A 24289-nucleotide genomic window follows, 5' to 3' on the forward strand; every position below is an offset into this window, starting at 1 on the left:
AAAATGATTAAGAAATTACTAAGTGCAACAGTTTTGTCAATGTTTTTGACAGCAAACGGAGAAGCACAGTCAGTTCAAAATACAGACAAACAAATTGTAAAAGTTGACTTTGACTTTTTTCAAAGAAGACTAGAAGAAGTTCATGATCCGAGTTACGATTCGTGGGTGATTAATGAAGGAAAAGAAGCCGAAAAATCATTTAACAATGTGTCATTTAAACTAAAAGGAAACTTCACTTCAAAATGGTACAAAGTGGGCATGAATGCTCCGTTTTACAATAAATTAGGAAGTGACGGTTTAGTTACGGCAGAAAATTTAGAATTAAAAATCAGCGGATTGAAAGCAGGAAAACATACGCTCTTGACTTTTCATAACGCTTTTGATGTCATTACAGGAAAAACTTTTTCTCCAATTAAAATCTTCGTAAACGGAAAACTTCAGGAAACGGTAAATGCAAGTCAGAGAGCCAATGCTAAAATTGATGCTTCGATGGCATATATTACATTCAATGCTGAAAAAGGAAAAGATGTAATCGTTCGTTTTGAAATTGATCCGACTTCAAACCCTGATATTGTAAAACAGATTGTGATTAATGGTTTCGAAATTGATACACCAAACTTGATGAATCAGGCAAGAACTCCAGAACCAAAAAATAGAGACGAACATGTTGAAGTAGGCAAAACTTTAATTTTAAAATGGGATGCTGTAAAAAAAGTAGTATCGCATAAAATTTATTTTGGTGAAGATAAAAATGCTGTTGAAAATGCAACAGAAAGTTCAAAAGAGTTTAAAGGAAAATTAACCGATAAATCTTTTACAGTTTCTGATTTATACAGCGGAACAACCTATTACTGGAGAGTTGATGAAGTAGATAATAATGGGGAAGTGACATTAGGAAATGTTTGGTCGTTTAAACCTGCACAATTAGCATTTCCAGGCGCTGAAGGTTACGGACGTTATGCCGTTGGTGGACGTGGCGGAAAAGTAATTGAAGTAACGAATTTAAATGACGACGGACCGGGAAGTTTACGTGACGCGATTAATCAGGAAATTGGGCCAAGAACGATTGTTTTTAATGTTTCGGGAAATATCAAGTTAGCTTCGAGATTAGTAGCAAATCAGCCTTATATTACTATTGCAGGACAAACTGCTCCTGGCGAAGGAATTACAATCAGCAGAGCGCCAATCGGATTAACAGGAAATGATGGTGTAATTCGATTCTTAAAAGTAAGAATTGGCGGTGGAACTACTTTTGACGGAATGGGATTAACAGGTGCAGATTACAGTATTATTGATCATTGCTCAATTAGCTGGACAATTGATGAATCTTTTAGTTCGCGAGGAGCGCATCATATTACATTACAAAGAACATTAATTTCAGAAGCTTTAAACGTGGCTGGCCATGATAAATACGAAGCCGGAAAAATGCATGGTTATGCTGCTACGATTGGCGGTGATATTGGTAGTTTTCATCACAATTTACTGGCTCATAATTATGGAAGAAACTGGAGTATTGGCGGTGGTTTAAGCGGTGATGGATTTTATACAGGAAGACTTGATATTACAAATAACGTAGTTTACAACTGGGGAAAAAGAACGACAGACGGAGGAGCAAATGAGGTAAATTTTGTGAATAATTATTATAAACCCGGAGCTTCAACTGGAATTTTTGTAGCGTTAAATGCACAGCACGAAGGCGTTGGAAAAGGAATGCAACGTTATTATTTTAATGGAAATGTTATGCCAGGTTATTTTGATGAAAAATCTCAAGATAAAGGAAGAAAATCTACGGTAACAAATAAAGAAAAAGTAGAATATGAAACATTCGTTGATAAACCATTTTTTCCTTCTTACGTAGAAACGCAATCAGCGAAAGCGGCTTATAAAAATGTACTTTCAGATGTTGGAGCAAATCAGCCATTTTTTGATAAACACGATAACCGAATTGTAGATGAAACTTTAAAAGGAACTTTCACATATAAAGGAAGTAAAAGTGGTTTGGGCGGAATGATTGATAACGAACAAGATGCAGGCGGATGGCCGAATTTTGTTTCAGAAACTCGTCCAGCAGATTGGGATACAGATCATGACGGTTTGCCAAATTGGTGGGAGAAAGCTTTTGGGTTGAATGAAAATTCAGCTTCGGGAGATTTTTCAGATGCTAATCAAGATACCGATAAAGATGGATTTACGCAGTTAGATAATTATTTAGATTGGTTGGCTCAGCCTCATTATTTTATCAATTTAAAAGATAAAAAGGTTTTAAATACAGGAGATTATTTCAAAGGTTTTGAAAACAAGCCAGTTTATAGTTTTTCTGATGTTAAAAACGGAAAAGTAAGTTTAAAAGGGAAAGAAATTCAGTTTACGGCTTCAGATAAAGGTTTTGCTTCTTTCGTAGTAACGGTAAAAGATGCTGACGGAGATTCTATGAGCAGAACTATTAATTTCTTTGTTAAGTAAAAAAATAGGTTTGCCACGAATTACACTAATTTCCACGAATTAGTTTTTTGCCACACATTAAAGGATTTACACAGATTATTTATAAAAAAAATCATTTTAATCTTTTTAATCTGTGGCTAAAAAAAGAAAAATTAGTGCAATTCGTGTAATTCGTGGCAAAAAAAATAAATTCAAAATGAAAAAGAACATCATCATATCATCATTATTTCTTTCAACCGTAATCTTTGCGCAGAACAAAGGCTTAGTTGCCAATTCAGAAAGTCCGTATTCTAAATTACAAAGTATTGGTTTACAGGATGTAAAATGGATAAACGGATTTTGGAAAGAACAATTTGATGTAGAAACCAAAAATACCTTGCCGTACATGTGGGATTTGTATCATAACGATGAAGTTTCGCATGCTTACAAAAACTTCGAAATTGCGGCAGGTTTGAGTAAAGGAACTTTTAAAGGGCCTTCATTTCATGATGGTGATTTTTATAAGATTTTTGAAGGAATGGCAGCAACGTATGCCGTTACAAAAGATAAAAAACTCGATGCCGAAATGGATAAGGCTATTGCGCTTTTCGCGAAAGTACAGCGCAAAGACGGTTATATCCATACTCCAGTTTTAATTGATGAACGTTGGGGAACTTTAGGCCCAGAAGAAGTTAAAAAACAACTGGGTTTTGAGAAATACAATATGGGACATTTAATGACTGCAGCTTGTATTCATTATCGCGCGACAGGAAAAACAAATTTCCTGAATATCGCTAAAGGTGTTGCCGATTTCTTGTATGATTTCTATAAAAAAGCTTCACCAGAATTGGCTCGAAATGCCATTTGTCCGTCTCATTACATGGGAATTGTCGAAATGTACAGAACGACAAAAAATCCGAAATACTTAGAATTGGCTAATAATCTAATTGATATTAGAGGAACTACAAATGACGGAACTGATGATAATCAGGACAGAGTTCCGTTTAGACAGCAAACAACTGCAATGGGGCACGCTGTAAGAGCAAATTATCTTTATGCCGGAGTTGCCGATTTGTATGCCGAAACGGGAGAAAAGAAATTACTAGATAATTTAGAATCGATTTGGGATGATGTAACGTACCGTAAAATGTACATTACAGGAGGCTGTGGCTCTTTATACGATGGAGTTTCTCCAGACGGAACTTCTTATGATCCATCTGTCGTTCAGAAAATTCATCAAGCTTATGGAAGACCTTTCCAATTGCCAAATGCAACCGCTCACACAGAAACTTGCGCTAATATTGGAAACGTTTTATGGAATTGGAGAATGCTTCAAATTACTGGAGATGCCAAATATGCTGATATTGTAGAATTGGCACTTTACAACAGTGTACTTTCAGGAATGGATTTAGAGGGAGAAAAATTCCTTTATAATAATCCATTGAATGTTTCAAATGATTTGCCGTTTCATCAAAGATGGGGAAATGTGCGTGAAGGTTATATCGCTTTATCCAACTGCTGTGCGCCAAACGTAACCAGAACAGTTGCCGAGATTGGAAATTACGCTTATAATCTTTCAAAAGAAGGTTTGTATGTAAATTTATACGGGAGCAATACTTTGAATACAAAAACATTAAACGGAGAATCTTTAGAGATTGAACAGCAAACCAATTATCCGTGGGACGGAAAAATAGCGTTGAAAATCATAAAAACTCCAAAAGATCTGCAGGCTTTCTTTTTGAGAATTCCGGGTTGGAGTCAAAATGCGGAAGTTTCGATAAATAATGCAAAGATTACCGATAAAATCGTTTCTGGAAGTTATCTCAAATTGAATCAGAAATGGAAAAAAGGAGATGTAATTGAATTGAATATTCCGATGCCAGTTGAATTGATGGAAGCGAATCCGTTAGTAGAAGAAGTTAAAAATCAAGTTGCTGTAAAAAGAGGACCTTTGGTGTATTGTTTAGAATCTGATCAATTGCCAGCTAAAATTAGTGTGAATGATGTGGCTTTAAAATTGAATTCGAAATTTACAACGAATCCGTTTACATTAAACAATAGAAGTTTAATGAGCATTGATGCTGATGCCGTTATAAATGCTAATAATTCATGGGACAAAACGTTGTACAAACCGCTTTCTGCTAAAAATGAAAATACCGTACAAGTAAAATTGATTCCGTATTTTGCATGGGGAAACAAAGGGCAGGGAGAGATGACGGTTTGGATGTCGCATTAAATTTTGGACACGGATGAAACGGATTGCCCTTGGCAAAACACGGATTAAAACGGATTTTTAAATTTTTGTCAAAGATATTAATCGTTCAGTTTTTCATTTCGACGAAGGAGAAATCTTCACAAGTAACTCCGCAACGAAAAGCCAATCTTTGTAGAGCTACTTGCGGAGATTTCTCTCTACGTTCGAAATGACAAAAAGAAGACGAGTAAACAAAAAACATATGAAATATATTGTAACTCTATTTTTAATAACAACACTTTCTTTATCAGCCCAAACGCTCGATAACAAACTTGTATTAACCGTTGCTCAAGATGGTTCAGGAGATTTTAAAACCATTCAGGGAGCGATAAATAATGTCAAAGACAATTCAGAAAAACGAGTTGTAATTACTATAAAACCAGGAAAGTATGTCGAGAAATTAGAAATTCCTGCTTCAAAATCTTTCATTACTTTAAAAGGAACAGATCGCAGTAAAACGATAATTTCATTTGATGATTATTCAGGAAAACCGCTTCGCGAACCAGATCCATCAGGAAAAAAGGAGTTTGGAACTTCAACATCTTACTCTTTTTTAATTAAAGGTAATGACTGTACATTAGAAAATCTTACAATTGAAAATACAGCGGGAAGAGTAGGACAGGCGGTAGCTCTTCATATAAAAAGCGATCGGGTTATTGTGAAGAACTGTAATCTTTTAGGAAATCAGGACACGCTTTATTTATCAGAAGGAAATACTCGTACGTATTTTGAAAACTGTTTTATCAACGGTACAACCGATTTTATTTTTGGAGCTGCAACAGCGTATTTTTATAAGTGTACAATTGAAAGTTTAACGAATTCTTATATTACGGCAGCTTCAACTCCGCAAGGACAAGCTTATGGTTTTGTTTTTACAGATTGTAAGCTCACTGCAAAAGACAAATCTGTAGACAAAGTTTTTTTAGGAAGACCTTGGAGACCTTATGCACAAACTGTTTTTATTAATACAGATTTAGGTTCCCATATTATTCCTGAAGGTTGGAATGCCTGGATTGATACTAGATTTCCTGACAAAGATAAAACAGCTTATTATGCTGAATATGGAAGCAAAGGAACGAGTGCTAAATATGTGTCTCAACGAGTTTCATGGTCGTATCAATTAAAGAAAGAGGATACTAAGAAATATAATAGAGATTTAGTTTTAAATGGATGGAATCTCATTCAATAGTTAATGCTGAATTAAAATGGATCAACGGAAAGCCCACTAATGTCAATATTAGTGGGCTTTCCGTTTAATTTTTTCTATAACTATAGATAGAAAAAGAACGTTTAAATTTTGTTGGTCAGAATTTACTTTTAAAAATTATTTTTTTTACTAAAATTTATTTAATGTTTTTTTAAGTAATCCTGCTGGTATCCTGTATTATAATTTGTAGGTTTTTTATCGTGAAATAAGTGCAATTGCCACAATTATCTCTATCGTTTTCGTAAAAATTAGAGTTTTCTAAGCGCTTAAATATCAGATAGGATATTGTTAAGTTTTGAAAAATACACAGCAGATGCTTGTTTTTAATAATAATCTTGTTGTTTTTTAATCAAAATGGGTTTTTAAATTTTGTTTTAATCAAACATTTGTCTTAAATATTTTGGTTCATCTATTTTTTCCATTCGTTTTTTATTAATATTGTTTTTTTAGTCGCTTTTTTTTCGAGATTATACGATTAAAACAGGATAGAGCAGGACGGTTCTAATGTGTCATCATCATATTTTTGGAATATTAAAATAAATGTGTTTTAAACATTTAATAAAATTAATTTAAGATTCCATTAAGAAAATTTTGTTATAGACGAGACACATTAAACATGACTAACTAACATTAATAACCTAACCAAAAAAACATTTATGAAACAAGCACTTATAAAAAGATGTAGTTTTCTTTTGTTTACACTGATGAGTGTATTGAGTTATGCTCAAAGTAATCAAGTTACTGTAACGGGAGCTGTTACCGATAATTTATCTGGTCTTCTTCCTGGAGTAAACGTAACTGAGAAATCTACAAAGAATACAGTTACAACAGATTTTAATGGTAAGTATCAAATTAAAGTGAAACCAGGCGCTACTTTGGTGTTTTCATTTATAGGAATGAAAAAATTAGAAATTGCTATTAATGGACGTACTATAGTTGATGCTAAGTTATCTGAAGATTCAAACGAACTTCAAAATATAGTTGTAGTAGGTTACGGTACTCAGAAAAAAGAAAAACTTACAGGGGCAATTGCGACGATTAATGCTGCAGATGTTCAGGATTTGCCAGTTTCTAATTTATCAGACGCATTGAAAGGATTAGTTCCTGGATTAGCTGTTATAGATGGAGGTGGACGCCCTGGTGATGCTGCTTCGTTACAGATTCGTCAAACTTTTAGTTTCTCTAAAGATGGAGGATTTAATACACCATTAATTGTTATTGATGATATGGTACAGGTAGATCCAGTATCGGGTTTCCCTACTTTAGATGCTTTTAACCGTTTAGATCCTTCAGAAATAGAAAGTATTACAGTATTAAAAGATGCTTCGGCTGCTATTTATGGTTCTCGTGCTTCTCAAGGTGCAATTGTTGTGAAAACAAAAAGAGGTAAAGCGGGAGTTACCAAATTTTCATACTATAGCCAATTTGCAGTAAATGACGCTGTTAGCCATAGTAAAACTATGAGCGCTTATGAGTATGGGGTTTGGTCTAATAGATTTTTATCAGTTAAAAATTTAAGTAATAATGGAGTAGGTTATTTTTCAGATTCTGAATTAGAGCAAATGAAAGGCCTAAATTATGATTGGTTAAAAGAAGCTTGGCGACCTGCTACTCAAGATAAGCATACTTTAACTGTTACTGGAGGTAATGAAAAAATGACATATTTTGCAGGTCTTAACTATTTTACGCAAGGAGCAAACTTAGGATCTCAAGATTACCAGAAATGGAATTTTAGAACGGGTATTAATGCTAAGATCTCGAACTCATTAGATTTCTCAGCAGCAATTTCTACTAATTCAGGCGATATAGAAAAATCATTTACAAAAGCGTCAGCTAACATTAATGATAGCAGTTATGGAAGTATTGCTGGTGGAGGTGAGCAAGCCGATTACGGATATTTATTGCACATGCCAAAATATATTCCTTGGGAAACGGTAGTCGATGGCAAAGAGTATTATATGTCTCCTTTTCCTAAAACAACAAGGACTTTAGGAAGCGCAAATGCTAACACTACAATTGCAGGTTGGAATTATTTTGCAACTTTAAACAATGGTTCTAAGCAAGTTTCAGATGATTTCTCATACAATGTGAATATGTCTTTAAATTATAAAGTTCCTTTTGTGAAAGGATTGTCTCTTAAAGGTACTTTTGCAAGAACCGAAAGCACAGGATATACCGAACAAGTTCAGCTGCCATTTGATTTGGCTAGAATTGTTGGATATGAAAAAGCTGATATGCACTTAGCAAGTGCTGCAGTTCCATCTACTACAAACAATGGCGTTGATCCTTATTACCAAATTGACACCAATGTTCGTAACTCTCGTGTATATTATAATACTTCTCTTAGCAGAAATAATCAAGCTAACTTTTTTGCTAACTATGCAAGAGTTTTTGGTAATCATGATGTTGGCGCTATGTTTGGTATGGAGCGTACAGAAGCTGAGTACAGAACTACACGCTTAGCATATGAACAAACTGGAAAAGATTATGGAGGGACATATCAAACAGCTGGTGTAATTTCTTCTAACTCTATTAATACAAAAGGAGAATCAGGAACACTTTCATATTTAGGAAGATTTAATTACAGTTTTAAGTCTAGATATCTATTAGAATTTCTTTTCCGTAGTGATGCTTCAACAAAATTCGCTCCTGAAAACTATTGGGGATTTTTCCCATCACTTCAAGCAGGTTGGATTATGTCTAAAGAAGACTGGTTTACTAAAGCATTACCAGGCATAGACTTTTTGAAACTGCGATATTCTATAGGTAAAACAGGAAAAGATAACGTACAGGCTTGGAGATGGATGCAATATTATGATGTTATTGTAGACAAAGGTGCTGTATTTGGAACAGGTAATACAGGAGGATCTCTAGGAGGAGGAGTTACTCCAAAAGTAAACCCAAATAGAAATGTTGGTTGGGATACAACAATCAAAAATAATATTGGACTTGATATTAATGTATTGAAAAATAGATTACAAATGAGTACTGATTTCTATTACGATAGAACAACAGATATGTTAACTAACATGGCAGGTGCTGTTGGTGTGCCAATTTCAGTTGGTGGTGGTTTTGCTGAACAAAACTACGCTGCTGTTGATGCATGGGGACTTGAGGTAAGTTTGAACTGGAGTGATAAAATCAAAGATGATTTTAGTTATAATGTTGGAGTAAACTTTGGATACTCAGATAACAAAGTAAAAAAATATCCAGATCAAGCTTTGCAACATCCGTCATTTAATGTAACTCAAACAGGCTCTTCTTCTTTCTTCCCATACTGGGGGTTCAAAACTTGGAACGGAACTTCTACAGGAGACGGAATTTTACGTACAGATGAAGATATCGCAAACTACTGGGCCTATTTATCAGAAAGAGCTGCAGCAGCTGGTACAACACCTAGTTTTAATAAAATTACTAGCGTATCAGGCATGGTTAAAGGTATGTTAGCATATGAAGATGTTGGTGGTGCATTTGATCCTACAACTGGAGAACAAGCTGGACCTGATGGAAGAATTGATAAAAATTTAGATTATCAGAAATTAGTCAATGTAAACAGAACTTATGGTTTTACAACCAATTTAGGTATGAAATACAAAGGATTTTATGCAAGAACTCAGATCTCTACTTCTTGGGGAGGATTCCGTGAACTTGATGTTGTAAAACAAGGTACATCTTCTGCGCACAATATGTGGGCTCATGAAAGCTACTGGACAGACATGTATGGACCAGATAATGTAAATGGTAAATACCCAAATTTAGCGCTTTATGACGACGAATTGGTTGGTGCTCCTTCAAACTTCTGGCAGTTAGATACTTTCCGTTGTTTTGTTAGAAACTTAACAGTAGGTTATGGTTTGCCAAAAGACGTTTTAAATAAATTAAACATTAGTAGTTTAGCGATCGGTGTAACTGGAAATAATCTTTGGGATTTCTACAACCCATATCCTAATCACTATCGTAATATGTATGATTCATCGTATGATACTTATCCAACTTTGAGAACTTGGTCTGTTAACTTAAGTGTGTCATTCTAATAAAAAATAAGTAATTATGAAACTAAGAATAAACTCAATATTAACTCTTGCGGTATTACTTATAGTTAGTGCTTCATGTAGTGATAATTTTCTTGAAGACAAGAAAAATTTTGGACAAGTTGACGATTCATTTTATGAAAGTCAAGAGCGTACAAATTGGTATATAAACAATTTATATTATGACTTTTTCTATGCGTATAAGTCGCCTTTAGCAACCTTGGTAGGTCAGTACAATGATTCATACTCTAGATTAACAGAAGAGATTGGCGGAATTCAGGATCTTGTCAATCCAACCAAAACGTTAGTAAATTCAGATGATGCGACTAATTATTTTGGAACAAAATTGGAAGATAAAATTAAAAATGAACCTTACAATCGTATCAGAGACTGTAATAGTTTTTTAGAGGATATTGATGTTAAAGGATCTACATTAGACAAAACATTCCGTGATCGTGCAAAAGGGCAAGTGTATTATCTAAGAGCCGTTCAATATTTTGATTTAATGCGCATCTATGGAGGTATACCTCTTGTGACAACTGTACAAGCCGCGTCTTCAGCTAATGAGGCAATAAAACTGCCAAGAGCTTCAGTTACTGAAGTGGTAAATCAAATTGTAGCAGACTTAGATATGGCGGCTTCATTATTGCCAGGTAACTGGCCAGATGCTGGTGCTGATTATGGTCGTTTTACAAAGGGAGCTGCAATGGCGCAAAAAGCTAGAGTATTGTTAACTTATGCTAGTCCATTATTTAATAAAAACTGGGATGGTTCTACAGAAAGATGGGAAGCAGCACTACAAGCTGGATTGGCAGCAGAAGCTCAATTGACAGCTGATGGCTATGGATTATATGGTAGCAATGCCAAACAATGGGATGAGATGTTTAAAGTTGAAGGTTTTAATAAAGAAGCAATTGTGGTTCAATTGTTAGGAAACGGATCAACTGTTGCAGTAAGTAACAACAATTCTTGGGAAAAAGCTATGCGTTTGGTTAGCCAAGGTGGTACTGGGGCTTTTGAAGCTCCTAAGGAAATGATTGATTTGTTTCCAATGTCTGACGGATCAAAACCGACAGCTGCAAATGGTTACGATCCTTTCTTATTCTTTAAAAAACGTGACCCTAGATTTTATAGAACATTTGCCTTTTCCGGAATGAAATGGGGATATGCTGAAGATGCAAACAGTGTAGCCTGGTCTTACCGTTGGTTAGACGGATCTGATAAAGACAAACCATATTTTAGTGATAACAATCAGGAAAATAGCCCGGCATTTGTAAGAAAAATGTCAAATGTAACAGCATCAAATGCTAGTAGTTTTCAGTATTCTGTTACTAATATCATGGAATATCGTTATGCAGAATTATTGCTAAATATTGCTGAATGCTATGCTGCAAAAGGTGACATTGGTAATGCAATCAGTTATTTAGGAAAAATTAGAGCTCGTGTTGGAATTCCTGCAACCAATAATTACGGAATAGGTATTTTGGCGGATAAATATGCAGCTATTGCCGCTTGTCTATATGAACGAAGAGTAGAATTAGCATACGAAGGAAAACGTTTCTGGGATGTACAACGTTGGATGCTTTATAGTAACGAAGCTCTTGCAGGAACTAGTGGTGGTACTGTAACTAAATTAGGTTTAACACCTATCAATGGAACACAACGCACAGGATTCTACCTGCAATATAAAAATACTGCCACAAAGAACGATCCTTTAAAAAGTGTTCGCGGATCAATCAGTGTTGATCCAGATTCGGCTAATTTTAGTACTCAACTAGATGATTTGGCAGCTTTTTATACAAATAACTTTGTATTCACTAATTTATTGACCCCAATGGATAATGTAAATAACGTTGCAGTACAAATTAAGTTTAATCCGAATTATTATATAATGGGATTACATACTAGTATCCTAACTCAGAATCCTTGGTTACAACAAACTATTGGATGGAATGGAGGATCTAATGGAACTTTCAACTACCAAGAATAATTTAACTATTAAGAAACAGAATTTTATATCAAGCTTTTCACCTGTATTCGTCAAATGATACAGGTGATTTGTTTAAAAAGAATTACCACAACTAGAAATTAACATGAAAAATTCCGCATTATTTATCGCATCATCTCTGCTTTTTTTGGGAAGCGCAAAATGTTTTGCTCAATATCCGAAGATAAGTCCAGAAGTTCAGGCTCAGGAAAAAGCAATTAAAGAAGAAGCTCAAAGACTTTCTGATGAAGCTTGGGCAAAAGCTTTAGTAGTTATCGAAGAAGAAGCTAAACATGGAAAGCCATACATTCCATGGGCATCACGTCCAACTGATTTGCCTCAGGCTGAAATTCCAGCTTTCCCAGGTGCCGAAGGTGGCGGAATGTACACATTTGGAGGCCGTGGCGGAAAAGTGTACACCGTAACAAGTTTGGAAGATCGTGGACCGGGAACTTTGCGTGAAGCCTGCGAACAAGGAGGAGCGAGAATAGTGGTATTTAATGTTGCTGGAATTATCAGATTGAAAAGTCCGTTGATTATTCGTGCGCCATACATTACAATTGCTGGACAAACAGCTCCTGGCGACGGTATTTGTATAGCAGGAGAATCAACTTGGATTGATACGCATGATGTAATTATCAGACACGTACGTTTCCGTCGTGGAGAAACTTTCGTAGGACGTCGTGATGATGCAATCGGAGGAAATCCTGTTGGAAATATTATGATTGACCACGTTTCTGCAACTTGGGGATTAGACGAAAACATGTCAATCTACAGACACATGTACAATCCAGGACCAGGTTATCCAGATATTAAGGTGGGAACGGTAAATATTACCATCCAAAACAGTTTATTCGGAGAAGCTCTGGATACTTACAATCACGCTTTCGGAAGTACTTTAGGTGGAGAAAATTGCTCTTTCATGAGAAATATGTGGGCAAACAATGCAGGAAGAAACCCTTCTATCGGTTGGAACGGAATTTTCAACTTTGTAAATAACGTAGTTTTCAACTGGTACAACAGATCTACAGATGGTGGAGATTATACTGCTAATTATAACATCATCAACAACTTCTACAAACCAGGTCCAGTAACCGATTTGACTCAGCCAATTAGCTACAGAATCTTAAAACCAGAATCGGGAAGAAGTAAATTGCCTTATATGGTTTTTGGTAGAGCTTATGTAAACGGAAACGTGGTTAACGGAAACGAAAAAGTGACTAAAGACAACTGGGACGGTGGAATTCAGTTAGAGAATAAGAAAGGTGAATTAATGACGTATGACGAAGCAAAAGAGTATTTTGCTAAAATGAAAGCAGCTAAACCTTTCCCAATGCCATGGTTCAACAAATTTATGACTGCTGAAGACGCTTATGAATTTGTTCTTAAAAATGTTGGAGCGACTCTTCCAATAAGAGATAAAGTAGATGAAAGAATCGTAAGAACTGTAAAAACTGGAGTTCCAGAATATGCAAAGGGATTAGAGAAAAAGACTTTCTACCAATTTGAACACAGACGTTTGCCGATGGATTCTTATAAAAAAGGAATCATTACAGATATATCTCAAGTTGGCGGATATCCGGAATACAAAGGAAAACCTTATGTAGATACAGACAAAGATGGAATGCCTGATGCATGGGAGAAAAAATATGGCTTAAACCCAAATGATCCATCTGATGCACAAGGAGATCTAAACGGAGATGGATACACTAATATCGAAGATTATATCAACGGTGTAAATCCTGCGATAAAAGTGGACTGGAAAGATTTAGCTAATAATAAAGAAACATTAGTTAGACCTTTATTAGACTTAAAATAAGGAATATTTTGAAGAAGAGCCTGAAAGGCTCAAAGCACTAACATAGGACAAAGTCCTATGTATTAGAGAATAAAGAAAAAAGCCCTGAAAGGGCGAAAGCAATTAATGAAATATGGGCAAAGGCTTACGCCCTTTCAGGGCTTTGCTATATGATTTGTAATTTGTAATTCATAGGGTTTTATCCTATGGTACTGCTTAAAGGCCGTTGGCCTTATGATTGAGTTAAAAAAGTAACTAAAAAAGAAAGACAATGGCACTAAATAAAATAAACATATGCTTGTTATCGCTGGTTTTCGCATTTTCAAGTTTAAATGCACAACAGCATTTAGATCCTGAATATGTAAAAGTTACCAACGAAAGAGCCACAAAAATCGTTACCAAATTAGATTTGAAAAACGAAGCAAAAGAAAAAGCAGTTTCAAACATCATCGCTCAGCAGTTTAGAGATTTAACTGAAATTCAGGACGGAAGAGATGCTGAAATCAAAAAAGTAAAAGAAGATACTTCTTTAGCTAAAGAAAAACAAAACGAAAAGATTGATAAATTAAAAGCAAAAGCAGACGAATCAATTGCGAAACTGCACAAATCTTATATCAAAAAATTAGGTAAAGAATTATCTGAAGACAAAATTACTGAGGTTAAAGACGGAATGACGTATGGTGTGCTTCCAATCACAGTGGCAGGTTATAATGATATGCTTCCAAATTTAACAGCAGAACAAAAAGACTATATCTACAAAGCTTTAGTTGAAGCCAGAGAACATGCAATGGATGCTGGTTCATCTAAAGAAAAACACGGCTGGTTTGGTAAGTACAAAGGAAGAATCAACAACTATTTATCAAAACAAGGTTACGATTTAAATAAAGAAAGTGCTGATTGGCACAAACGTATTGAAGAAAGAGAGAAAGCAAAAGATACTACTTCAAAAGAGTAAAACCTCTCAAAAACTAACTACTATTAACTACACCACAATTTAATGCAAAATATTTTTCCCAACCGTACTTTAAAGAGAACATTAATAGCTTTTTCATTTTGTTCGCTTGTTTCGTCGGCTTATGCCCAATATCCTGTAATTCCAAAAGATGTTCAAGCAAAAGCTGATGCTATCTTAGCTGACGAAGAAAAAAGGCTGAGTGAAATCTGGAACGCTAATCTGCATATAATCAAAGAAGAAGCAAAGCAAGGAAAACCTTATTTACCTTGGGCTTCGTATCCAAAAGATTTTGTTTTTGCTGATATTCCTGCTTTTCCAGGTGCTGAAGGCGGTGGAGCATATACACAAGGTGGACGTGGCGGAAAAATATTTGTAGTTACGAGTTTAGAAGACAGCGGAAAAGGAACTTTTCGTGAAGCCTGCGAAGCAGTTGGAGCGAGAACAATCGTTTTCAACGTTTCAGGAATCATTCAGTTGAAAAAAAGAATCAGCATGCGTGCGCCTTACGTTACAATTGCTGGACAAACGGCTCCTGGTGATGGAATTTGCATTGCAGGAGAAACTTTAGAAATCGATACGCACGATGTTATTATCAGACACATGCGTTTCCGTCGTGGCGCTACCGAAGTTACCAGAAGGGATGATGCATTGGGCGGAAATCCAATGGGAAATATCATTGTAGATCACTGTTCTGTGAGCTGGGGATTAGACGAAAATATTTCTTTGTACAGACATCAATTTGCAGCTAATGCAAAATCAAAACTGGAAAAACTTCCTGCTTGTAATATTACGATTCAAAACACGATTTCATCAGAAGGTTTAGATACGTACAATCATGCCTTTGGAAGTACAATCGGCGGATTAAATAGTACTTTTATGCGCAACTTATGGGCGGACAACATTTCTAGAAATGCTTCTATTGGAATGTATGGCGACTTTAATTTTGTGAATAACGTAGTATTCAATTGGTGGAATCGTACGCTGGACGGCGGTGATTATCGTTCAATGTTGAACATCATCAACAACTATTTTAAACCAGGACCAATTACACCGCAAAACGAGCCAATTTCATATAGAATCGTAAAACCGGAATCGGGTTATATTGAACCAAAACAATATGGAAGAGCTTACGTTTCAGGAAACTTTATTGTAGGTTCACCAGAAGTTACAGCAGATAATTGGAATGGCGGAGTACAATTGGAAAATCTTCCTGAAGCTGAAACAAAGGAATTTTTAGCGGCAATCAAACAGCCAAAACCTTTTTCAATGCCAGAATTCAAAATTATGAAAGCTGAAGAAGCATACGAATTTGTTTTAGCAAATGTTGGAGCTACAATCCCAAAAAGAGATGCAGTTGACGAAAGAATCCTAAAACAAGTTCGTACAGGAAAAATCGAAGTAAAAGACGGTTTAGAAAATTCAATTGGAAAAGAATATATCAAAAGAAGATTACCTGCCGATTCTTATAAAAAAGGAATTATTACACATCCTGACCAAGTGGGAGGATATCCAACTTATAAAGGAAAAGCCTATAAAGATTCTGATAATGACGGAATTCCGGATGCTTGGGAAAAGAAATACGGTTTAAATCCGAATGATCCTTCAGATGCAAATAAAGACGCAAACGGAGACGGTTATACAAACATTGAAAAGTATTTTAACGGAATCGATCCAAACAGTAAAGTTGATTGGACGAAAATGGAAAACAATACAGATACATTGGCGAAATTGAAATCATTATTGCAATAGTAAAGTATTCTCAACGCAAACCTGACAGGTTTTTAAAACCTGTCAGGTTTAAGTACAAAAAGAATGTCCATCTAGTTTGTCATTTCGACGAAGGAGAAATCTTCGCAAGAAATTAACACAAAGTCTATCAAGCATGCGGAGCTACTAACGAAGATTTCTCCTTCGTCGAAATGACAAGATTGTGGAAAAAGACAAACCTAAAAATTATATGAGCTTATATTACTTATATGGTTTAATTTTAAAGTCTAAAAAAATAATAAGGTGAATTTTATCCAGTTAAAAAATACAATCTCTCTTCAAAAAGATAAAATAGTTTTATCTGGTTTGGCGATGCTTTTCAGTATAAACATCACAGCCCAAAATAATTTCCCAGATATCGTAAAAACCAAAGAAGGAAAACTTTCTTTCACAACAGATAATCAAGGTAATCAAATCCCAGATTTTTCTTTTGCAGGATATAGAAATTCTGAAGTTGCGATTCCGAATCTGGAAAACAAGATTTTTGTTTCCAAACAAGAAGAAGATGCAACGCAGAAAATCCAAAACGCTATTGATTATGTAAGCGCATTAAAACCAGATAAAACTGGTTTTCGAGGAGCAGTTTTGTTAGATAAAGGAATTTTTAAAATCAGCGGAACATTATACATCAAAAAATCAGGAGTAGTTTTAAGAGGAAGCGGAAATACTGAAAACGGAACCGTACTTTTAGGAATTGGATTAGAAAGAGAAGCTTTAATTAGAGTTTTAGGTGAAAGTGATAAAGTGTATAAAGATTCATTTGAATTTGCGAATGCTTATACGCCGCTTGGAACTCAGAAAATCCAATTAAAAAACACATCAAAATTAAAAGTTGGAGACGAAATCGAAATCAGTAAACCTTTAACGGATAATTTCATTAAAGAAGTAAACATGCAGGATTTCGGCGGAGAAACTTCTTGGATTGGCTGGAAAAAAGGCGATTGGACTACAACTTGGAATCGTGTCGTAACTAAAATAAACGGAAATGAAGTAACAGTTAACGCTCCAATTACAATGTCTTTGGATGATGTTTTCGGAATTTCAAAAGTAACTGTTTATTCATGGGCAGGAAGAATCGAACATATCGGAATTGAAAATATCTTAATAAAATCAACTTACAATCCTTCAAATTTAAAAGATGAAGAACACCGTTGGCAGGCAATCAGTATTGAAAACGCAAGAAATGCTTGGGTGAAACAGGTTAATTTCAAACATTTTGCAGGCGGAGCCGTTACGGTTTTAAAAACAAGTCAACAAGTAACTGTTGAAGATTGTATTGCAACTGAACCGATTTCAGAGATTGCTTCATTTAGAAGACATACTTTTTATACAGAAGGTCAGCAGACTTTATTCCAACGCTGTTATTCAGAATTTGGATATCATGATTTCGCCGTGGGCGGATTTGGAACAACGGGTCCAAATGCGTTTGTTCAGTGCGAATCGCATTTACCATTCGAAAACAGCGGTGCAATCGGAAGCTGGGCAACTGGAGTTTTATTTGACATTGCCAATATCGATGGGAAATCTTTAAGTTATAACAACAGAGAACAAGGCGGAAGAGGTGCAGGTTGGACAGCAGCGAATTCTGTAATTTGGGAATCATCAGCATCAAAAGTAGAATGTTATAGTCCGCCAACAGCGCAAAACTGGGCATTTGGAGTTTGGGGACAATTTGGAGGAAACGGACATTGGAAAAACGTAAACGAACATATTAGTCCAAGAAGTTTATTCTACACACAGTTAGAAGCCAGATTAGGAAAACTTCCAGTTCAACCTTTTATTTATGATTTAGGTTCAGAAGCTTCTTCAAGTCCGAGTATAGAAGTAGCTGCGGAATTGACTAAAAACTCGGCAACGACAGCAAAAAGTTTACAAGAATTGATTGTAGAAGCTTCAAAAGCAAATCCGATAAACACAGACAGTAAAGGTTTAAAAAATGCAAACGATATAAAAGTTGTTCCAAATAAAACAAAAAAATCGACTTCAAAAGTAATCACAGTAAATGGTTGGTTAACTTTTGATGGAAAAGTAATTGCAGGAAAACAAACCAATGTAGCATGGTGGAGAGGTGATTTAAGTGATGATTTCGTAAACAAATCTACACCACACATTACTCGTTTCGTTCCAGGAAGAACAGGAAACGGATTAACAGATAAAGTGCAGGAAACGGTAGATTATTTGACTAAAAATAATATCGTTGCTTTAGAACATAATTACGGATTATGGTACGACAGAAGAATGGACGATCACGAACGCGTTCGCAGAGTCGATGATGATGTTTGGCCTCCGTTTTACGAACAGCCTTTTGCAAGAAGCGGAAAAGATTTTGCTTGGGATCATTTGAGCAAATATGATTTAACAAAATTCAATGATTGGTACTGGAGTCGTTTAGCGCAGTTTGCAACATTAGCAGAACCAAACGGACAATTGTTAATCAATCAGCAATATTTTCAGCATAATATTTTAGAAGCTGGAGCACACTGGGCAAGTTCACCTTGGCGTTCTGCAAACAATATTAACAGCACAGGATTTCCAGAACCTCCACCTTATGCAGGAGACAAACGCATTTTCATGGCGGAGCAGTTTTATGATATTACGAATGCTCAAAGGAGAAAATTACACGAAGGTTTCATTAGAAAATCATTTGAGAACTTTCAGGAAAACAGCAATGTAATTCAACTCACAAGTGCCGAATATACAGGTCCATTACACTTTATGGAATTTTGGTTAGACCAAGCTCAAAAATGGAAAGATGAAACTGGTAAAAAAGGTTTAATTGGTTTAAGCGCGACAAAAGATGTTCAGGATGCTATTTTGAATGATGCCAAAAGAGTAAAAACAGTTGATGTAATCGACATTCGTTATTGGTATTATAAAGAAGACGGTTCTGCTTATGCACCGCAAGGCGGAGTTAATTTAGCACCAAGACAGCATGCCAGAAAACTAAAAACCGGAAAAGAAACCGATAATCAAGTTTATCGTGCAGTTCGTGAATACCGAGAAAAATATCCGGAAAAAGTCATTTTATATTCAACAGACGGTTCTTCAAGATTTGCATGGCCGGCTTTAATGGCAGGAGCTTCATTGCCAAACATTCCGAAAATTGAATTGCCTCAATTTTATGCCGCTTTAAGCGAAATGAAATTAGTTGACGGCAATACGTTTTCAGATAATCTTTGGAAATTAGAAAACAAAGGAAAAAGTTATCTTTTCTATTTAAAAAATAATCAGGATATCACAATCGATTTATCAAATGAAAAAGGAACATTTGAAGTATTTGCAATTAATGCAACGACAGGAAATACAACAAAAAAGGCCAACATCAGCGGAGGAAAACAATTCACAATTCCACAAGCCGAAATAAAAGAAAAAGTGCTTTTTGTAGCAAGAAAGTAAAAGTTAATAGCCATGAATTCACGAATTAATTAAAAAAATAAATCTGTTTAATTTGCCAAATCTGCGAGAGTAAAAAAAATTTCACGCAGATTTAAAAAGATTAAAGCAGATTAAGCAGATTTTTTAAAATTTAGATCTGCGCAAATCTGCCAAAATCGGCAGAATCTGCGTGAAATAAAAACACAATGATTATAAAAGAAAAATTCGTGAATTCGTGGCTAAAAACCAAAAAACATAAATTCAAAAACAACCCAAAATGAATCTGAAAATTAAATCTTTATACGCTCTTTGTATAAGCTTTATGTTTACAGCACAAAGCGGATTTTCGCAATCTGCTAGAACAAAAGCATCTCTGCCTGAAATCAAAGTATCTAAAAATCAGCATTATTTTGTTACCGAAAACGAAAAACCATTTTTCTGGCTAGGCGACACAGGCTGGTTGGCATTTGGAAAATTGGATAGAGCAGGAATTGAGAAATATTTTAAAGACAGAAAAGACAAAGGATTTAATGTAGTTCAGGTCATGGTTTTGCATAACATCAATGCCGTTAACGTTTATGGCGCTTCGGCTTTAATTAACGAAGACGTTTCAAAACCGTTGATTACGGCTGGAAATGATTTCAAAGATGCGAAGCAATACGATTACTGGGATCATGTAGATTATACTTTAGACGTGGCTCAGAAAAACGGAATTTACTTAGCAATGGTTCCAGTTTGGGGAACCAACGTCTCAAAAGGAAATAAAGTAAGCAAAGAACAAGCAACCGTTTACGCTAAATTCTTGGCCGACAGATATAAAAACAGAACCAACCTAATCTGGTTAAACGGTGGAGACACACACGGAAACGAATTTCAGGATATTTGGAATGTGATCGGGAATACTTTAAAAAGCAACAATCGAAACCAGTTAGTGACTTTTCACCCGTTTGGAAGAACCGATTCTTCAGAGAATTTTCATAATGAAAAATGGCTGGATTTCAATATGTTTCAATCAGGACATAGAAGATACGATCAGGATTCATCAAAAACGAATTTCAAAGAAGACAATTACAAGTTTGTCCTTAGAGATTTCGAATTAAAACCAACAAAACCTACACTTGATGGAGAACCATCTTACGAAGGAATTCCACACGGTTTGCACGATACTTTACAACCAAAATGGACAGCAAACGACGTTCGCCGTTACGGATATTGGTCGGTTTTATCAGGTGGGGCAGGTTACACATACGGACACAATGCCGTAATGCAAATGTTCAGAAAAGGTGATAAACCAGCGTACGGAAACAAAGAATTATGGACATCAGCCATCAATGCTCCCGGAGCAAAACAAATGGTTTATATTAAGAAATTAATGGAAGAAGTACCATTTTTAGAAGGAGTGCCAGATGTTTCTTTAGTAGTAAACCAAGGCGAGAAATATGATTATATTCCAGCCATAAGAGGAGAAAAATACGCTTTATTATACACGTACAACGGAAGAATAATAGAAGTAAAACTTGGAAAAATTGCTGGGGATAAATTCGAAGCAAGTTGGTACAATCCAAGAAATGGTAAGAAAACTAAAATCGGAACATTTGATAACAAAGGGACTCAGAATTTTCAACCAGAAGGTAAAAAAGAAGATGGCAATGACTGGGTTTTGATTTTGAAGTCAAAGTAACCACTCAGTTTGTCATTCCGAGGAACGAGGAATCACACTCGAGAATCGACAAAGATTGGAGAATTACTTTACGTAATTTCTAGTGAGATTTCCCCTTCGTCGAAATGACAAAAAATAAGAATAAAATATTTCACGCAGATTTAAAAAGATTTAAGCAGATTCTGCAGATATTTTTAAAATATAAATCAGCGTTGATCTGCCAAAATCTGCAAGATCTGCGTGAAACCAAAAATACAACTATGAAAAATATACTAATAATACTCTGCTTCATAACAGGATTAAACACCACTTTTGCACAAGACGGTTGGATAAACATCCTAAAAGAAGGCGGGAACAACAAAGGAATAAAATGCACTCAAGCCATTCAGAATGCTATCGAAAAAGCATCTAAAAACGGCGGAGGAACCATCTTTTTCCCTGCAGGAGAATATTTAACGGGAGCTTTAACACTAAAAAGCAACATTACAATTCACTTAGATTCTGGAGCACTTTTAAAGTTTTCAGAGAACTTCGATGATTTTCTTCCTTATGTAGAAATGCGTTACGAAGGAATTGTAATGAAAAGTTTCCAACCCTTGTTTTATGCAAAAGATGTAGAAAATATCACCATTACAGGAAGAGGCGTAATCGACGGACAAGGAAAAGCATGGTGGAACGAAGTTTATCGAATAGAAACAGCAAAAGAACCCCTTCCTCCAACCAAATATCAAACGATGTGGGAAGAGCAAAATAAAGGTCTTTACACTGAACCATATTATAAAAGAACAGTCGATAAGAAATTTTTTAGACCCTCTTTCTTTCAGGCTTACAACTGCAAAAACATTTTAATTGAAGGTGTTACGTTTCAAAATTCGCCTTTCTGGACAATCAATCCTGAATTCTGTGATAATGTAACGGTTACAGGAATTTCTATTTTCAATCCGCATTCGCCAAATACAGACGGAATCAATCCTTCTTCATGCACCAATGTTCATATCTCAAACTGCCATATTAGCGTTGGCGACGATTGTATTACTATCAAATCAGGAAGAGACGGAGACGGACGTAAATATGGAAAAGCGACAGAAAATGTAACAATCACAAATTGTACGATGTTAAGCGGTCATGGCGGAGTGGTTATCGGTAGCGAAATGTCGGGTGGAATCAAAAAAATCACGATTTCAAACTGTGTTTTTGACGGAACAGATCGTGGAATCCGTATTAAGTCGGCTCGTGGAAGAGGTGGCGTTGTAGAAGATATTCGTGTCGATAATATTGTCATGAAAAACATCAAAGAAGAAGCCATCGTTTTAAGTCTTTTCTACGATAAGGGAACTACAGTTGAACCTGTAACCGAGAAAACGCCGATTTTCAGAAACATCCACATGAGCAATATTACGGCTTCAAACGTAAACAAAGCCGGACAGATTTTAGGAATTACTGAAATGCCAATTCAAAATATCACTTTCTCTAACATCAATATGGATGGAAAAGAAGGATTTACGGTAAGCACAGCAACAGATGTTGAATTTCACGATGTAAAAGTAAACGCAACCGTTGGTTCGTCTTTCAAAATCTCAGATTCAAAAAATGTAATTTTAGACAATGTAGGATCTTCAACAGCGATAAAAGGAGTTCCAGTTATCAAATTAGATAATGTTTCGAATGCGTTAATCAACAATAATTTTCCATTCAATCTAACTGATATTTTTATTGAAGCTGATGGAAAAGAAACTAAAAACATTTTTTTAAAAAACAATGTTTTAAACAACGTAACAACGAAAATCAAAAAAGGAGCTTCTTTAGATAAAAAAGCAATTACAGAATAGAGTATAATAACACAGATTTCATGAATTTACATCAATTTTTATTCGTGATAATTAGTGAAATTAGTGTTCAATTTTATATCATGAAAAAAATATTCATCATAGTAACCCTTTCACTTTTTGCGATTAGTTATTCGCAAAAAAAGAAAGATTTATATCTTTTTACGTCGTTTAGAGAACCTGCAACAGAAGGTTTGTATTTGGCATACAGCGAAGACGGTTACAATTGGAAAGGATTGGAAGGATCGTTTTTAAAACCCGAAATCGGAGCCAGTAAAATCATGCGTGACCCGTCCATCACAAAAGGAGCAGACGGAACCTATCACATGGTTTGGACAACCGATTGGAAAGGCGGAAATGGTTTTGGCTATGCAAGTTCAAAAGACTTAATTCATTGGTCTGAACAGCAATATATTCCAGTCATGAAGAATGAGCCAGAAGTAGTAAACGTTTGGGCGCCGGAGATTTTTTATGATGATGTGAAAAAAGAATACATTATTATTTGGGCATCTACAATTCCGTTTAGATATCCAAAAGGTGTTGAAGAGGAGAAAAACAACCATAGAATGTATTATGTAACGACTAAGGATTTCAAAATGTTTTCAGATACAAAATTATATTACGATCCAGGTTTCAGCGTAATAGACTGCGTGATTCTCAAGAAAAGCAAAAAAGATTATGTTTTAGTTTTGAAAGACAATACAAGACCCATGCGAAACATAAAAGTAGCTTTCGGAAAATCACCTTTAGGACCGTTTCAAAAAAGTTCAGCGCCTTTGACAGAATATTTATCTGAAGGTCCAACAGTAGTGAAAGTCGATAAAAACTGGCTGTTGTATTATGATAATTACGGTTCAAAAAATTATAAAGCGTTAAGCACAACAGATTTTGTTCATTTTGAAGATGTATCCTCCAAAATAAGCCTTCCCGAAGGACACAAACACGGAACGATTACAACAATCTCAGCGGACGTTTTAAAGGGATTAATTGAAAAGAAATAGAAAAAAA

Annotated in this window: 12 protein-coding genes; all 12 read left to right on the plus strand. The window is 35.4% G+C overall.

Annotation, left to right across the window (positions count from 1 at the left end; translation table 11 throughout):
• Nucleotides 1–3 precede the first annotated feature (3 nt).
• The 12 genes from NU08_RS09715 (at nt 4) to NU08_RS09770 (ending at nt 24282) form a co-directional block, all read left to right on the plus strand.
• Nucleotides 4–2463: a polysaccharide lyase family 1 protein gene (locus NU08_RS09715; protein ID WP_129746939.1), complete on the plus strand. Its 2460-nt coding sequence runs from the start codon at nt 4–6 to the stop codon at nt 2461–2463.
• A 175-nt stretch (nt 2464–2638) separates the two neighbouring features.
• Nucleotides 2639–4657 (plus strand): glycoside hydrolase family 127 protein, encoded by a 2019-nt coding sequence (locus NU08_RS09720; protein ID WP_129746940.1) that lies wholly within the window; start codon nt 2639–2641, stop codon nt 4655–4657.
• A gap of 220 nt (nt 4658–4877) precedes the next feature.
• Nucleotides 4878–5864 carry a pectinesterase family protein gene (locus tag NU08_RS09725; RefSeq protein WP_129746941.1) on the plus strand — a complete coding sequence of 329 codons (987 nt, stop codon included), beginning with the start codon at nt 4878–4880 and terminating at the stop codon, nt 5862–5864.
• 674 nt (nt 5865–6538) lie between these two features.
• On the plus strand, nt 6539–9916 hold the full coding sequence (locus tag NU08_RS09730) for a SusC/RagA family TonB-linked outer membrane protein (RefSeq protein WP_129746942.1): 3378 nt from the start codon (nt 6539–6541) through the stop codon (nt 9914–9916).
• 16 nt (nt 9917–9932) lie between these two features.
• Nucleotides 9933–11903, plus strand: a complete 1971-nt coding sequence (locus NU08_RS09735; RefSeq protein WP_129746943.1) for a RagB/SusD family nutrient uptake outer membrane protein — start codon at nt 9933–9935, stop codon at nt 11901–11903.
• Nucleotides 11904–12006: 103 nt separating this feature from the next.
• Nucleotides 12007–13719 carry a polysaccharide lyase gene (locus NU08_RS09740; protein ID WP_129746944.1) on the plus strand — a complete coding sequence of 571 codons (1713 nt, stop codon included), beginning with the start codon at nt 12007–12009 and terminating at the stop codon, nt 13717–13719.
• A gap of 250 nt (nt 13720–13969) precedes the next feature.
• Nucleotides 13970–14653: a DUF3826 domain-containing protein gene (locus NU08_RS09745; protein ID WP_129746945.1), complete on the plus strand. Its 684-nt coding sequence runs from the start codon at nt 13970–13972 to the stop codon at nt 14651–14653.
• A 42-nt stretch (nt 14654–14695) separates the two neighbouring features.
• Nucleotides 14696–16402 (plus strand): polysaccharide lyase, encoded by a 1707-nt coding sequence (locus NU08_RS09750; RefSeq protein WP_129746946.1) that lies wholly within the window; start codon nt 14696–14698, stop codon nt 16400–16402.
• A gap of 261 nt (nt 16403–16663) precedes the next feature.
• Nucleotides 16664–19816, plus strand: coding sequence for a DUF6298 domain-containing protein (locus NU08_RS09755; protein WP_242502527.1), 3153 nt, complete (start codon nt 16664–16666; stop codon nt 19814–19816).
• Between the two features lie 256 nt (nt 19817–20072).
• Nucleotides 20073–21476, plus strand: a complete 1404-nt coding sequence (locus NU08_RS09760) for a glycoside hydrolase family 140 protein (RefSeq protein WP_129746947.1) — start codon at nt 20073–20075, stop codon at nt 21474–21476.
• A 239-nt stretch (nt 21477–21715) separates the two neighbouring features.
• Nucleotides 21716–23284: a glycoside hydrolase family 28 protein gene (locus NU08_RS09765; protein ID WP_129746948.1), complete on the plus strand. Its 1569-nt coding sequence runs from the start codon at nt 21716–21718 to the stop codon at nt 23282–23284.
• A gap of 80 nt (nt 23285–23364) precedes the next feature.
• A complete protein-coding gene (locus NU08_RS09770; RefSeq protein WP_129746949.1) occupies nt 23365–24282 on the plus strand; it encodes a glycoside hydrolase family 43 protein in 918 nt (305 codons plus the stop codon).
• Nucleotides 24283–24289: the final 7 nt, after the last annotated feature.

This window comes from Flavobacterium anhuiense, from assembly GCF_004151235.1.
In the GTDB taxonomy this organism is placed as follows: domain Bacteria; phylum Bacteroidota; class Bacteroidia; order Flavobacteriales; family Flavobacteriaceae; genus Flavobacterium; species Flavobacterium anhuiense_A.